The sequence below is a fragment of the Butyricicoccus pullicaecorum DSM 23266 genome (assembly GCF_900167005.1).
Classification (GTDB): domain Bacteria; phylum Bacillota; class Clostridia; order Oscillospirales; family Butyricicoccaceae; genus Butyricicoccus; species Butyricicoccus pullicaecorum.
In genome coordinates this window covers 138,988-151,909 of the sequence record NZ_FUXW01000004.1, presented here as the reverse complement: position 1 = coordinate 151,909, position 12,922 = coordinate 138,988, and the positions used below count along the sequence as shown (strand labels likewise).

Annotated in this window: 17 protein-coding genes; 10 read left to right on the top strand and 7 right to left on the bottom strand. The window is 51.1% G+C overall.

Annotated features, from left to right (window positions below; translation table 11 throughout):
• Positions 1 to 11: 11 nt before the first annotated feature.
• The gene (locus B5D52_RS09820; protein ID WP_016147203.1) at positions 12 to 1,226 is read left to right on the top strand and encodes a tyrosine-type recombinase/integrase; all 1,215 of its coding nucleotides are present in this window, start codon (positions 12 to 14) and stop codon (positions 1,224 to 1,226) included.
• 156 nt (positions 1,227 to 1,382) lie between these two features.
• Entirely contained in the window at positions 1,383 to 2,594 is a 1,212-nt protein-coding gene (locus B5D52_RS09815; RefSeq protein WP_016147202.1) for a tyrosine-type recombinase/integrase, read from the top strand.
• A gap of 293 nt (positions 2,595 to 2,887) precedes the next feature.
• Here the strand turns inward: B5D52_RS09815 and B5D52_RS09810 are convergent, their stop codons facing one another.
• The 5 genes from B5D52_RS09810 to B5D52_RS09790 all read right to left on the bottom strand — a co-directional run bounded on the left by B5D52_RS09810 (position 2,888) and on the right by B5D52_RS09790 (position 7,458).
• Positions 2,888 to 3,931, bottom strand: a complete 1,044-nt coding sequence (locus B5D52_RS09810) for a tyrosine-type recombinase/integrase (protein WP_016147201.1) — start codon at positions 3,929 to 3,931, stop codon at positions 2,888 to 2,890.
• 91 nt (positions 3,932 to 4,022) lie between these two features.
• Positions 4,023 to 4,586, bottom strand: coding sequence for a Uma2 family endonuclease (locus tag B5D52_RS09805; RefSeq protein ID WP_016147200.1), 564 nt, complete (start codon positions 4,584 to 4,586; stop codon positions 4,023 to 4,025).
• Between the two features lie 17 nt (positions 4,587 to 4,603).
• Positions 4,604 to 5,794, bottom strand: a complete 1,191-nt coding sequence (locus tag B5D52_RS09800) for a type I restriction endonuclease (protein WP_016147199.1) — start codon at positions 5,792 to 5,794, stop codon at positions 4,604 to 4,606.
• A gap of 37 nt (positions 5,795 to 5,831) precedes the next feature.
• Positions 5,832 to 6,821, bottom strand: coding sequence for a 3'-5' exonuclease (locus tag B5D52_RS09795; RefSeq protein WP_016147198.1), 990 nt, complete (start codon positions 6,819 to 6,821; stop codon positions 5,832 to 5,834).
• Positions 6,822 to 6,843: 22 nt separating this feature from the next.
• The gene (locus B5D52_RS09790; RefSeq protein ID WP_016147197.1) at positions 6,844 to 7,458 is read right to left on the bottom strand and encodes a LexA family protein; all 615 of its coding nucleotides are present in this window, start codon (positions 7,456 to 7,458) and stop codon (positions 6,844 to 6,846) included.
• Positions 7,459 to 7,624: 166 nt separating this feature from the next.
• Between B5D52_RS09790 and B5D52_RS09785 the strand changes: the two genes are divergently transcribed.
• Both B5D52_RS09785 and B5D52_RS16120 read left to right on the top strand, forming a co-directional pair.
• Positions 7,625 to 7,834, top strand: coding sequence for a helix-turn-helix transcriptional regulator (locus B5D52_RS09785; protein ID WP_242825620.1), 210 nt, complete (start codon positions 7,625 to 7,627; stop codon positions 7,832 to 7,834).
• 29 nt (positions 7,835 to 7,863) lie between these two features.
• Positions 7,864 to 8,037, top strand: a complete 174-nt coding sequence (locus tag B5D52_RS16120; RefSeq protein ID WP_016147195.1) for a hypothetical protein — start codon at positions 7,864 to 7,866, stop codon at positions 8,035 to 8,037.
• 7 nt (positions 8,038 to 8,044) lie between these two features.
• On the opposite strand, the gene B5D52_RS09780 is transcribed toward B5D52_RS16120, so the two are convergent.
• Positions 8,045 to 8,449, bottom strand: coding sequence for a hypothetical protein (locus tag B5D52_RS09780; RefSeq protein WP_040332504.1), 405 nt, complete (start codon positions 8,447 to 8,449; stop codon positions 8,045 to 8,047).
• A 165-nt stretch (positions 8,450 to 8,614) separates the two neighbouring features.
• A complete protein-coding gene (locus B5D52_RS15935) occupies positions 8,615 to 8,962 on the bottom strand; it encodes a hypothetical protein (protein ID WP_073993863.1) in 348 nt (115 codons plus the stop codon).
• A gap of 84 nt (positions 8,963 to 9,046) precedes the next feature.
• Between B5D52_RS15935 and B5D52_RS09775 the strand changes: the two genes are divergently transcribed.
• From B5D52_RS09775 to B5D52_RS09745, 6 genes are all read left to right on the top strand, one after another.
• On the top strand, positions 9,047 to 9,385 hold the full coding sequence (locus B5D52_RS09775) for a hypothetical protein (RefSeq protein ID WP_016147193.1): 339 nt from the start codon (positions 9,047 to 9,049) through the stop codon (positions 9,383 to 9,385).
• Between the two features lie 4 nt (positions 9,386 to 9,389).
• A complete protein-coding gene (locus B5D52_RS09770) occupies positions 9,390 to 9,629 on the top strand; it encodes a DUF5348 domain-containing protein (protein ID WP_016147192.1) in 240 nt (79 codons plus the stop codon).
• A gap of 17 nt (positions 9,630 to 9,646) precedes the next feature.
• Positions 9,647 to 10,114 carry a helix-turn-helix domain-containing protein gene (locus B5D52_RS09765; protein WP_016147191.1) on the top strand — a complete coding sequence of 156 codons (468 nt, stop codon included), beginning with the start codon at positions 9,647 to 9,649 and terminating at the stop codon, positions 10,112 to 10,114.
• A 462-nt stretch (positions 10,115 to 10,576) separates the two neighbouring features.
• On the top strand, positions 10,577 to 11,287 hold the full coding sequence (locus B5D52_RS09755) for a hypothetical protein (protein WP_147535093.1): 711 nt from the start codon (positions 10,577 to 10,579) through the stop codon (positions 11,285 to 11,287).
• On the top strand, positions 11,284 to 12,681 hold the full coding sequence (locus B5D52_RS09750; RefSeq protein ID WP_016147188.1) for a replicative DNA helicase: 1,398 nt from the start codon (positions 11,284 to 11,286) through the stop codon (positions 12,679 to 12,681). The genes B5D52_RS09755 and B5D52_RS09750 overlap by 4 nt, the downstream gene beginning before the upstream one ends.
• The gene (locus tag B5D52_RS09745) at positions 12,665 to 12,919 is read left to right on the top strand and encodes a hypothetical protein (protein WP_016147187.1); all 255 of its coding nucleotides are present in this window, start codon (positions 12,665 to 12,667) and stop codon (positions 12,917 to 12,919) included. The genes B5D52_RS09750 and B5D52_RS09745 overlap by 17 nt, the downstream gene beginning before the upstream one ends.
• Positions 12,920 to 12,922: the final 3 nt, after the last annotated feature.

Below are 12,922 nucleotides of genomic sequence, written 5' to 3'. Positions count from 1 at the left end.
AGGTGACGGAATTGGCAAAAAGGAAAATGATAATTCCTGAATATGGAACGGTTATAAAAAAAGGTGTCCTGTATTACAGAACAAGAATCAAAGATGCAGATGGAAAACTCGTTGCCCTTTATGCAAGAACGCCCGAAGAACTTTATAATAAGGAAACGATTGCGTTGGAGCAGATTGAGAACGCCACATTTCATCGAAAAACACCCACGGTTGCAGAGTATTGTGAGAAATGGCTGTTGATGCAGTCTGTTCATGTTCGTACCACGACTTTGACGGACTATACCTCAAAGGTACGGCGTCATATCATTGCGGAATTAGGTGATAAGCGGATGGGAGAGGTCAGCCTGGATGATATTCAGCTTGCACTTGTCTCTGTTTCAAAAAAATCTGCATCGGTATATAAGTCGGTCGTGATCCTGTATAAATCTATTTTCCGTGCAGCAAAGGAAAGCCGGATTATAGATAATAACCCGACGATCTATCTAACGACAAAGGGTGGCGGCGTTCCGCAGAAAGATAAAGCGGCGCTGACAGACGAGCAGGTCGAGCGCTTATTGGATGCGGTGGAAGGACTGCCAACCTATGTGTTTGTGATGCTTGGATTGTACGCAGGCTTGCGGCGGGAAGAAATCCTCGCCCTGAAATGGGATTCGGTCTATCTTGATGGAAACTTTCCTTATTTAACAGTGCGGAGAGCATGGCATACAGAAAACAACAGGCCGGTGATTCTGGAAGAATTAAAAACGAAGGCTGCCGAGCGAAATATTCCACTGCCGACCTGTTTGGCTGAGTGCCTGAAAGAGACAAAGGAAAATTCGACTTCGGAGTATGTGGTGCCGAACCGGGACGGCGATCCGCTGTCCTATACGCAGTTTAAGCGGCTGTGGCAGTATGTTGTCACCAGAACAGTCAAGGAACGGTCCTACTACCGATATGAGGATGGAAAGCGGGTAAAGCATACGGTCACACCTGTTCTTGGAGAAAAGGCGGCGCATAACGGTAATGTTGTTTACAGCCTGGACTTTGAAGTAACACCGCATCAGTTGCGACACACCTACATCACGAATCTGATTCATTCGTCGGTAGACCCCAAAACGGTGCAATACCTGGCAGGCCATGAAAGCAGCAAAATTACCATGGACATTTACGCAAAGGTCAAATACAACAGGCCGGATGAGCTGGTCAGAACGATGGGTAACGCATTTTCGCAATGGGATTCAGTGTGAGCATAAAATAACAAACGCGAAAACGAAGCAGGAGCGAGGCAAGGATGTCTCGCTCTTTGCTTTACATAGGCCGTATCTTTGATTAAGTCTGTACTTTCTGATAAAAAGAGAGTGTAGATACGGAAACTGCACGTTATCAGGAAAGGAAGGTCAAAGATGGCGAAAATGAAAACAGAGGTTCCGCAGTACGGAACCATTATGCAAAAAGGAATCCAGTATTACAGAACCCGGATCATGGACGCAGATGGCAAGCAGGTGAGTTTGTATGCTGCTACTTGCGAAGAATTATATGAGAAGCAATTAGAAGCGCGGCGACAGGTGGAGGAGATCATCTTTCGTCGGCAGCATCCGACAGTGGCCGAGTATTGTCAGAAGTGGCTGCTGATGCAGTCGGCAAAGGTATCTGCTTCTACATTGAGAGGATATACTGCTGACATGAAGAACTATATCATTAAGCCTTTGGGTGAGATGTATATGGAAGAAGTGACCGCAGATGATATTCGGCTGGCGCTTGTACCGCTGTCAAAAAAATCGGAGGGGTTATACAGCACAGTAAATATGCTTCTCAAGTGTATTTTCTACTCGGCAGAGCGCAGCCAGATACTTGAGCATAACCCCTGTGTAGGAATATCGGGAAAGGGCGGAAAGCCAGCGAAAAAGAGGGAGGCATTGACAGATCAGCAGGTAGAAGTGCTTCTGGATACGGTCAGGGAGCTTCCTCCCTACTTGTTCATTATGCTTGGGTTATATTCCGGTCTGCGCCGGGAAGAAATCCTTGCGCTGCAATGGGACTGTGTATTCCTGGACGAGTCTACTCCCTATATCTCGGTAAGGCGAGCATGGCGCACGGAACATAACAGACCCGTGATTTCCACTGTTCTAAAGACCAAGGCGGCTAAAAGGGATATTCCGATTCCCAAGTGCTTGGTGGACTGCCTGCGTGAAGCCAAAACAGCATCAAAGTCGGACTATGTGATTTCGGATAGCGAAGGACAGCCGTTAGCTGCATCGCAATTTCAAAGGGTATGGCAGTATGTAGTTGTTCGGTCTACCAAGCCGCGCAACTACTATAAGTATGTGAATGGGCAGAGCATCAAGTACACGGTTACACCAACGCTGGGCATGACACAGAGGAATCAACCCAAAATCAAATATACGCTGGATTTTGATGTGACCCCACACCAGCTCCGGCACACATACATCACGAACCTGCTTTATGCCGGAGTTGATCCCAAGACGGTTCAGTATCTTGCAGGACATGAAAACAGCAAAACAACTATGGACATCTATGCTAAGGTCAAGTATAATAAGCCAGAGGAGTTGTTCAGTGTAGTAAACGGTGCTTTTCATCAGAACGCTGCTGATTGAAAAACAGCCATTTTCCGTGGTTACCACATAGGATAACTGAACAGCGAAAAGTCCGGAAAAGCCCGAAATACCAAGGAAAAACGGCTCAAAAACGAGCGCAGTACGGCCTCAAGGCTGCACGTCGCGCTCCGCAGTTCTCCAAGCGCTAAATTATCGCTTATCAGAACTCTGGTTTGTACAACAAAAGCACCCAAAACGCTTGTTTTGGGTGCTTTTTTCATGCCTGAAAGTATGTGGATTTTACGCGGGAGTCCATGACAATATACATAAAATACACAAACAATATACAAGATTTAAGGGATCTTCTCAATTTCCCGTCGCAGCTCTTCGATGGTCTTGTGCGTGTAAACCCGATCGGTAATGTCCTGTGAGGCGTGTCCCATGATGCGCTTGATGCACAGCTTGTTCATCTCTGCCGAGTCGGCTTCGCTGGCGAAGGTGTGACGACAGTCGTGCGGTCGGTGGTCGGGCATGCCGAGCTGCTCCATGACCCGACGGAAGTACACATCCCGATAGGTGTAATAGGACAACGGACGGTTGCCGTCAGGGGAGGGGATAAGGTATTCCCGGCCGGGATCATACAGCCGCGCGATCAGCGGACGGATGCGGGAATGGATGGGAACCAGTCGGTTTTTGCCTGCTTCGGTCTTGGAGCCGCCGCGCATGGTCCATTCGGTCAGATCGACGTCATCCGTGCGCATGGCCAGCAGCTCGCCGATGCGCCAGCCGGTATAGATCATAATGAGCACGGTGTCGATCCAGTCCAGATCGCCCAGATGCTGCCACAGCAGCTTTTGTTCCTTGCGCGTAAACGGCCGTCGGGTAGTGGCCGGAGCAGAGCCGCCCAGATCGACAAATTGTGTATAGTTCTTACCGACCAGATCGTTTTCCAGTGCGTAGCTGAACAGCTGATTGAATAGGGTCTTGATCGCCTTCTTGGTGTGCCAGTCGGCCGTGCACCCATCAATGACCGATTGCAGATGATCGGTCTTGAGCGATGCAAAAGGAAGATCGTAGAGCGCCGCGCACCAGTTGTATGCAGCTTTGTAGCTCTTGACCGTGCTGTCGCTGATCTTGGTGAATTTCCGGTCCGACCAGCGATCGTAGAGCTGTGCAAAGGTGATCGAGCCGGGAATCGCGTGCGGATCGTCGTGATAGGCCGCGAGCGCGGACAGCGCTTCCGCCCGGGTGGCAAAGGTGCCGAGCGATTTGTATTTTTGGGTCGCGGTCTGCTGTCCGTCCTTGAGCGTCCAGTCGATCGTCACGCGCGCGGCAAATGGCTTGCGCCGCTTGCCGGATAGCTTATAAACACAGCCGTAGCCGTTCGGGTTTCGCATGGGTTCACCTCTTTTTACATAAAAACAAATATTTGTTCGATTATAAGCATGATATTTTTCCCGCCCCGGTCACAGGGCGGGATTTTTTGCGTTATCGGAAGATTTTGGATACGTCCACCGAGAATCCGGACAGCACGGTCGAGGTGACCGACATGCCGGGCGTGAAGATATCCGATGCCCGGAAGGTGCCGCCATCCAGCGTGAACAGCTGCACGGTCTCTTCAAGCGGACTGACCAGCCAATACTCACGCACGCCAGCGCGCTGGTAGGCATTGAGTTTTACGATACGGTCGGCGCGAGCGGTGGAAGGGGACAGGATCTCAAACACCACATCGGGTGCGCCCATGCAATACTGGTGGTGCAGCTTGCTCGGGTCGCACACGACGGTGAGATCGGGAACATAAACCGTATCCACATCGTCGGCCTTCTGGCTGGACGAGGACGGCAGCAGCACTTCGATCTCCTGGAACGCACGGCAGGGCTTGCCGTCGAGGAAGCCGCGCAGGGCAAAGAAGATGTTGCCGGATACTGTCTGATGCTGGATGGATGGACGTGCCTGCATGACGGCTTGACCCTCCCAGAGCTCATAACGCTCCTCGGTCACCCAGGACAGGTAATCTTTGTATGTGTAGTGTTCTTCAAGGGGTAAGGGCATGGGGCACCTCCTGACAATTAGACGCGCTGCTTTTTGGGAAAGCGACGCTTGAGAATAATCTGATAAATCGGGGGATCTTCGCGTTCCAGCGGGCGCAGCAGCGTACCGCCGTAGCGGGCAATCACGCTGGTGATGTACCGGCGATAGCTTGCCAGCTCGTAAATATTGGCAACCTGACGGCGGATGGGATTCTTGTCCGCGTCGGGCAGATAGACCAGCTTTTGATTGTCGGACAGTACCAGACGGCACAGCCATTTGCGGGTGTTGTTCTGGTAGAGAATGGCAAAGTAGGAGTCGGTCTTTTTGTATGTAATCGAGTCCAGACTGACGTCATCCTTGAGCAGGTTTTGCAGCTCATAGTATGCGTTCATTTCTTCCTCAGTGGGCTCAGGCGCACTTTCCACGACAGGCGCGGGTTCTTCCTCGACGGGAGCGGACGCAGGAACAGGTGCGGGTGCCTTGCTGGCAGGTGCAGCGGGTGCTACGGGCGCTGCATTCGCCGTAGACAGCGCGGACTTGATCTTGTCGTTCATGGTCTCGCTGATGAATTCCTGCATGGATGCCTTGAGGATCGGACGGAACTTCTCGACAACCGAGTGGGTCATACGACCGTCGTATACGTCCTGCAAAAAGAAGCGCACAAATTCATCTGAGGGATTTTCAAACTGCTCGGACAGCGTTTCCTTGAACTTTCCGGCATATTTGAGTACAGATGCCGCGTCAAAGATACGGGCGACACTGAAATTTTCCTTTTTGAACTTTTTCAGCTCCTCGATCTGTGCGTCACGCAGGTGCAGCAGGTCGATGTCCAGGAAGGGGAGGGAGTCCATGAGGTTGGCTTCTTCCAGATCGGTATAGAAGCGGTAGCGGATGCCGTTGGTCAGAATGGCAAACTTGGCCGAGGTGGTGGAGAAGTAGCGGAAAAGCTGGGAATCATGCTTTTCCAGATTGCGGCCCATTGCCTTGGCCTCGATAATGATGATCGGCTTGCCGTCCTGCAGGATGGCGTAATCGACCTTCTCACCGCGCTTGATACCCACATCGGCTACAAATTCCGGGACGAACTCGGTGGGGTCAAAAATATCGTAGCCGAGCAGGTGGAAAAACGGAAGGATGACCGAGGTCTTGGTCGCCTCTTCGGTCGTGATGGAGTCCTTAAAGCCAGAGATCTTCTTTACAAATTGCTGTAATTGATCGACGAAGTCCATTCAAAATCCCCCTTAGCTAGTGTCTCAGTAGAAACAGTTATAAAGTTTTGGCTCGGGCTAATCTTGCAAACAAAAGTCCTGTTGCAAGGCAGTCTGCCGAAGAACGATGTGCATTTGATATATGTATTCCATAATACGCGCAAACGGTACCCAGTTTATAATCTTCTACATCAAAGCTGTATTCATAATTGATTACCCGTTCTTGCAGATCAGCATCCCACTTGGATTTTGCTTTGCTTAGAACAGTCGGTACGATTTGCAATGTATCATAAAATTTTTGCTTTGGTTGAGGAACATCAAGTCCATATTTGTACAGGAACTTTAGGTCAAAAGGCAGGTTGTGTCCGACCAATGGCATAGTACCGATGAAATCTTGAAGAGCAGGCATTACTTGCCAGATTTTAGGCGCATCTTTCACCATTTCGTCTGTGATGTGATTCACATTTGTTGCCTCTGGTGGGATAGTACATTCAGGATTTATCAAAGTTGTAAAAAGCATGGTTGGTCGGAAGTTTTCAAAACGAATGGCAGATAGTTCAACAATCTTCGACGATAAGAGGGTTATGCCAGTAGTTTCGGTATCAACCACGACAAAGTCCCCTAACTTTGAAAAGCTTGTCTTTTTAGTGATTCTTGAATAAGTGATTTCTCCCATTGATGAGACCGCACGCCGCTTTGTTTTTTCAGAAGAATATGGGATGGAATAGATCGGAATAGATGCTAATTGACGGTCAAATGCTTCGCGTGCTTTTTCCTTGATGGCAAGATCACGTTTGACACGTTCACGGTTTTCTTCGATGATCTGCTGCACACGCGCAGCGCGTTCCTCTTCTTCTTTTTTTAGGCGTAGCTCTCGCTCTTTTTGCTGCTCCAAAGCCTTTTGGCGCAGTTCTTCTCTTTGACGTTGGGCTTGTTCGACTTGAATTTGCCTCTGGATTTTATCGTGTAATTCACACTCTTCACAAATGCCACTTGCATTCAAACGAAGGAAAAAGCCGCGTTTACCACACTTTTTGCATTTAGGCATGAATTACACATCCTCTCAAGAGTTAAAATTTTGCTCTCAGTTCTACGACCTTGCCTAAGATCGTGACCGGTAGCTCCATGATTTCCTCGTTAGAGTAGTACATGGGCTCATAGGTCGGATTAGTCGGCATTAAGGTAATACCGTTTTGATGTCGCTTTAATTTCTTGATGGTCGCGCTGTCCCCATTGACCAGAGCAACTACGATGTCACCGCTGTCGGCGGTTTCCTGCTTGCGGACGATGACGACATCACCCTCGACAAAGCGAGGTTCCATGCTGTCACCTTTAATACGCAAGGCAAAGAACTCACCACGACGCGCGGTTTCTTCGTCGATCTCCTCGTAATCGATGATGTTTTCGACGGCCTCCATCGGATAACCGGCGCGGACATCACCCAGAACGGGGATTTGTACGCCTTTTACTTTTGTGTTCACAGTATTTACTGCGCCACTCAACAAATAATCCGTAGAGACTTGGAAGAGGGCTGCAATTTTTAACTTCATGTCATCGCTGGGTGTCCTTGCGCCGCTTTCATACTGCGACAAGGTGCTGTTGCTGATATTGAGTTTATTTGCCAGTTCGACCTGTGTCATACCGGTGTTGGTTCTTAGCGCTCGGATTCGATCACCAATTCCCATTTCAGCATCACCTCATTTCTGCTATATTCTCACCTTGTGAAAATCATAGCACAATCTTTGCAGAATGAAAACATAACTTTGCAAAACGTGAAATACACTATTGACTTTTGCTAAGTGTGAATCTATAATAGGAGCATAATATTTGCTATATGTGAAATGAGGTGAGATGATGAGCAAGTTAGAACAGCTGCGAAAAGAGAAAGGAATCGGACAGTCTGCCTTTGCTGAAAGGTTAGGAATTGCAAGTTCGACCTATTGTCAGTATGAAAAAGGGGCAAGAATGATTCCTGTATCAACGGCGATCGAGATTGCAGATCTGCTGTCTGTGAAAGTGGAGGATATTTTTTTACCGATGAAATTCACAGTTAGCAAATAAAGTTTCTGACAAGGAATGGAGGGAGAAACATGAGATATGAATTGCTGGTAGGAATCTTGATTGCGTACTTTGCCACAGGTATCTCACTGTGCAGTTTAGTAAAAATTCAATCCCGCATTCTCACTTGGTATATCCCATATGTGCTTGCGGTGTTGTTTTTGATTTCTCTGTGCATCATGCCAAAGATTTTTGATGTAGTGTAAGAGGTAGCTATTTATGAACCGAGTCACCGAAGGATTGGTTCAGAGAGCCAATTTTTGTGATACAGACTTGAAATTGCTGTTCTACGGAAACGTAATTTTTACTATCCTCAGCCTCTCTGATAAGAGCAATCAATTTATACAATTCTTCTTGAGTGGGAGTGTCACAGTATATAGCTGCTTCATAGATCCCAGAAAGAATTTCTTGTATGCATTTTTGGTCACGGTCTGTCTGGAAAAGCTGCCATTGCGAAAGAGAGTTTGAAAAACGGGAGAAAGCCTCTCGTTTTGCAGTTTCATGAATTTCTAACTGCTTTATTCTAAGTGTATTTTTTGATCGAATGACTTCGGTGATTGATGGCGCTGCAATGGCTGTAATAGCCGTAATTAAAGAGAGTGCAACCGTCAAATCCATGTCAGATCACATCCTTTCGCGTTTATCATACACGAAAAGGAGAAGTTATGCAACTAATAGACATATTGGGGCCTAGAAAGGAGGGAAACGCGTGAGAGATACGTTAATCCGTGCGGCAGTTAGCGTTATTGCGTCATTGTTGACGATGAAGTTTATGGGTGTGATTTAAGATGAAATAGCTAAGGTGATTAAAGTTGTAGCAATAGAGACAAAGATTGGGAGTAAAATGCTGTTTGCGAACCAAGAAAGTCTGGCTTGCCATATATGGCTACCGGTATGTAGCAACTCGACATAGGAATGAGGATGTATGATAAGCCTATGACAGTCTTGAAGGTATTCAAGTGCAGATTTCATTTCTTCGGGTCTTTCAACGAATGAAACGGTTTTAAATGATTCAGAAGCTTCGTGGAGCCCGCTAATATGGTGATTATCGTAATCGATAAATAGTAGCTGTCCATCATAACTTTCTGCTTTACGAAGTTTGTGCAGCAGTAATTCAGATTGAAGTGTCATAAAATCACATCCTTTCGTCTTTATCATACCGAAAAAGATAAAAGGAAGCAACTTACAGATAAATTTCAAGAAAGGGGAAGGACAATGCCCAAGAAACACTGGACTGATGAAGAGATCCGGGCGCTGCCGCGCGTGACGCCGCTGATCGCCTCGGAATATCTCAGCAACTACCCGAACGCGATGAGTGTTGCGGTGGCTATGCGCGAGGGCAAGCTGCCGATCGGGGAAGCGATCTACAACCCGCAGACGCGCCGCTGGCGATATCGCATCCACGCCGAGCGCCTGATCGCCTATGAGCACGGAACGGTGCCGCAGGCCGATCTGGACGGCTTGGAGCGCAAGATGGATGAGTTCATCCGCTATGCGCAGGATGTGATCGAAGAGTTCCGTTACGAGCGCCAGCTGCTGATGCAAAGGAGATGATAACATGACCAGACAAAGACGAGGTACCATGCTGTACGATCCGTCGATCAGACGGCCGGTCGTGCGCTTTGCCGACGGCACCTACTCGGACGGCCTGAATGCAGGGCAGAGGCTGACGCTGGTGCGTGATGGGGATGCCATCGAGACCCGGCTGGAACAGGATTTTGACGAGAATTGGTATTATGCGGGCACCGGCTTGCATCCGCGCCTCGGTGACACCGTATACCTCGATTATAGCGCGTGAAAGGAGGCACAAACAGGATGAAACCGAGCCGTAACATCTACCAAACCGCGCGCGAGCGTGCCGGAATGACGCAGGAAGCGGCATCCGATCGGCTGTACATATCGACCGAGAGTCTGCGCATGTACGAGACCGGCCGCCGCCGTCCATCGGATGAGATGGTGACCATGATGGCCGAGTTGTACCGCGACCCGGCGCTGGCGTACCGGCATCTCAAGACCAGCGCTGCCGGTCAGATCCTGCCCGAAGTGAGCGAGCGGTCGCTCGAGCAATGCACCATGCGGCTGTTCCGGCTGCTGCGCAATTTTGCCCGAGAGGGCCGCGTGGAGACGCTGCTGGAGATCGCCGAGGACGGCATCATCGACGAGCACGAGCGCCCGATCTACAACGGCATCATGGACGAGCTGCGCGAGATTGTTGCCGCGTCCCTGAGCCTGTCCCTGACCGGCGCAGGGCAAGAAAAAACGCCTCACCAGTTGAACCGGTAAGGCGTGTGAGAGTTTTGGAATACACTCGATCTTAGCAAATTAAGTGTACTCCAAACGCGGGAAAAAGTCAACAAAAAGCCGTAAAATCAGCCGGGAAAGTGCGAAAGCATGACCGGCTGGTCGCGGCGTGCCCAAATGCGGGTGGACATGTCAATATGACATGCGCCGGGTGGAAGTGCCGGTCAAAACCTGATAAGGTGGAGACAGAAAGGGGACAGGAAGCGCGGTGGCTCGCAGGGACGCCTGCCCGAAAGGAGTACAAAATGAAAACAGTATGCAAAGTTGCCGCCATCGTGTGTATGGTGGCCATTTTTGGACAAGTCGGCCGGTGTGATACCGGGGACATTGGCGTGCTGGCGTGCCTCGCGGGGATTGTCCTGTGGAGCGTGCCGCTCGCCCTGTGCCTCGCGCTCACCGGTTGGCTGGAACATGTGAGGTGAACGTGTGCAATACGCATTTGATATGGATTTAGCCCAGCAGTATGGCGTGCCCGAGGCCATTTTCGTGCATCGCCTGTACTGGTGGGTGCGAGATAACGCAGCCAACGGCAGAAACTACCGGGACGGTCATTACTGGACGTATGATACCATGAACGCCCTGATGAAGATTTTCCCGTGGTGGACGCGCCGACAGCTGCAAGGCATCATTGCTCGGTGCAAGGAAAAAGGCCTGATTTTGACCGCGGAGTACAACGAAGATCGCAGGGATCGCACGACATGGTACACGGTCACCGAGGCTGTGATCGTGGCTTATGAGCCTTGGAAAATAGGCGTACCCGAATCGTGCAATGCAATGCACGAAACGGTGCAATGCAATGTACCAAACGGTGCAGCTCAGTGCACGAAATCGTGCACTCTATATAATGAGCAGTTAGAAGACCAGTTAGAAGACGAGAGAGAGGGCGCACGCGCGCAGGAGGAACCGGTCAAACCGGCAGAGGACGGGCGCAAGGGATATGGCGAGTTTGGCAATGTCCGACTGACCGACGATGAACTTGCACGCCTGACCGCGCGCTGGACGCCGAATCAGGTCGCGGCCGAGATCGAGGCGCTGTCGGCCTACATGCAATCCAAGGGCAAGCGCTACCGCGATCACTACGCAACCCTGCTCAGCTGGCTCAAAAAAGACTGTCAGGACGCACCAGCTGAGAGCAGGAGAGTGAGAAAGCTATGAACGACGCCTTGTACTTAGAGGCCGAGCGCACGCTGCTTGGCTCGCTGCTCAATGACCCGGAATGCGCGGCAGAGATCTTCCAGACCGTCCGCGCGGATGATTTTCTGCACAGTGACCACCGCGCCATCTTCGAGGCCGCGCTGGCGCTGTTCTCCGACGGCCTGAGCATTGCACCGGTCACGGTGGCTGGGCGCATGGGCGGGGATGAAGCGCTCAAACTGTGCAAGCAGATCGCACTCGTCACGCCGACCTCGGCGGTCTGGCCGGAATACGCTGCCATCCTGCGCGAGGGCGCGGCGCTGGCCAAGGCAAAAGACAGTCTGGACAAAATGCAGCTTGCGCTGCACCACGGTGACGACCGCAAAGCCTTGCTTGCCCAAGCCGAGGCGCTGGTGGGCGTGCTCAGCGAAAATGACGGCGCAAACCGCCGCCGCACGGCATCCCAAATGGCGCAGCGCTTTTTGAGCCGTCCGACCGGCGTGCGCACGTTCTTGGACTGGGGTTTTGACAAGCTCAACCAGCACATTTTCGCCGAGGGACGCGAGTACATCGTGTTAGCTGCCCGTCCTTCGGTGGGCAAGACCGCTTTTGCATGGCAGCTTGCCTCGTACATCGCCCGCACGCGGCGGGTTACGCTGTTCTCGTTTGAAACTGACGAGGATCAGACCATTGACCGCATGATGACCGAGCAATCCTGCGTCGATTATGCGGATATCCAGCACTGGAACATCGATCAGGAGCAGATGACCAAGCTCGTGCGCGCGGCGCAGAGATTCGGGCAAAGCAAGCTGGACTATGTGGACGCGGTGGGCATGACCGTCGAGGACATCCGCGCCTACATTGTCCGCTACCGGCCTGAGGTAGTGGTCATCGACTACATCGGCCTGATTGAGCACCATGACCGGAGACTGAGCGAGTACGATCGGGTGACCGATGTCTCGCGCAAGCTGACCGTGCTGTTCCGGCAGCAGGGCGTGATCGGCATTGTGCTGTCGCAGCTCAGCCGTCTGGGCGGCAATCGGGATGTGCCTCAGCTCACCGATCTGCGATCATCCGGTCAGATCGAGCAGGATGCCGATGTGGTTGCCTTCTTGTACCGTCCGACCGACATTGACGACGACGATCCCGACCGATTCCGCACGCTGTTCATCGCAAAGAACCGGCGCGGTGTGTGCGGGGAGATCGACTTCCTGTTTGACGGTGCACACCAGCATTTTACGCAGCTTAACACCGACTGGCAGACTATCGAGGTGGACGGGCAGCCGACCGCGATCAAGATGGATCGCAAGCTGGCCGCGCAGGAACAAGATCCAAACGAATGGCACGATGTTGATATGAGTCAGATTCCGTTCCCTGAATTCCAGCAAGGAGGCAAGCATGCTCAAAGAACGTAAAATCATCCAGCTGACCTTCAAACCGGCGTCGGGCAGGGGAACGGTCACCGGACACGTTGTCTGGTACGTCAAGAAGCGTCCCGGGCGCGGCTATGTGGTTGCACAGTACCGCACGAGGCTCAAGAACGGCAGCTGGTCGAAACCCATCCGCGAGTGCTTCCCGGTCGTGAACGGTAAGATTTTGGACATCATCGGTCGAAAGACCATCACCAAACCCACAAAAAAGAGGAGGAAATGATAC

Bases quoted from the DNA above. Each gene is read 5' to 3' on its own strand.
- B5D52_RS09815 (WP_016147202.1), top strand. From the start codon at position 1,383: ATGGCGAAAATGAAAACAGAGGTTCCGCAGTACGGAACCATTATGCAA.
- B5D52_RS09810 (WP_016147201.1), bottom strand. From the start codon at position 3,931: ATGCGAAACCCGAACGGCTACGGCTGTGTTTATAAGCTATCCGGCAAG.
- B5D52_RS09805 (WP_016147200.1), bottom strand. From the start codon at position 4,586: ATGCCCTTACCCCTTGAAGAACACTACACATACAAAGATTACCTGTCC.
- B5D52_RS09800 (WP_016147199.1), bottom strand. From the start codon at position 5,794: ATGGACTTCGTCGATCAATTACAGCAATTTGTAAAGAAGATCTCTGGC.
- B5D52_RS09795 (WP_016147198.1), bottom strand. From the start codon at position 6,821: ATGCCTAAATGCAAAAAGTGTGGTAAACGCGGCTTTTTCCTTCGTTTG.
- B5D52_RS09790 (WP_016147197.1), bottom strand. From the start codon at position 7,458: ATGGGAATTGGTGATCGAATCCGAGCGCTAAGAACCAACACCGGTATG.
- B5D52_RS09785 (WP_242825620.1), top strand. From the start codon at position 7,625: ATGATGAGCAAGTTAGAACAGCTGCGAAAAGAGAAAGGAATCGGACAG.
- B5D52_RS16120 (WP_016147195.1), top strand. From the start codon at position 7,864: ATGAGATATGAATTGCTGGTAGGAATCTTGATTGCGTACTTTGCCACA.
- B5D52_RS09780 (WP_040332504.1), bottom strand. From the start codon at position 8,449: ATGGATTTGACGGTTGCACTCTCTTTAATTACGGCTATTACAGCCATT.
- B5D52_RS15935 (WP_073993863.1), bottom strand. From the start codon at position 8,962: ATGACACTTCAATCTGAATTACTGCTGCACAAACTTCGTAAAGCAGAA.
- B5D52_RS09775 (WP_016147193.1), top strand. From the start codon at position 9,047: ATGCCCAAGAAACACTGGACTGATGAAGAGATCCGGGCGCTGCCGCGC.
- B5D52_RS09770 (WP_016147192.1), top strand. From the start codon at position 9,390: ATGACCAGACAAAGACGAGGTACCATGCTGTACGATCCGTCGATCAGA.
- B5D52_RS09765 (WP_016147191.1), top strand. From the start codon at position 9,647: ATGAAACCGAGCCGTAACATCTACCAAACCGCGCGCGAGCGTGCCGGA.
- B5D52_RS09755 (WP_147535093.1), top strand. From the start codon at position 10,577: ATGGATTTAGCCCAGCAGTATGGCGTGCCCGAGGCCATTTTCGTGCAT.
- B5D52_RS09750 (WP_016147188.1), top strand. From the start codon at position 11,284: ATGAACGACGCCTTGTACTTAGAGGCCGAGCGCACGCTGCTTGGCTCG.
- B5D52_RS09745 (WP_016147187.1), top strand. From the start codon at position 12,665: ATGCTCAAAGAACGTAAAATCATCCAGCTGACCTTCAAACCGGCGTCG.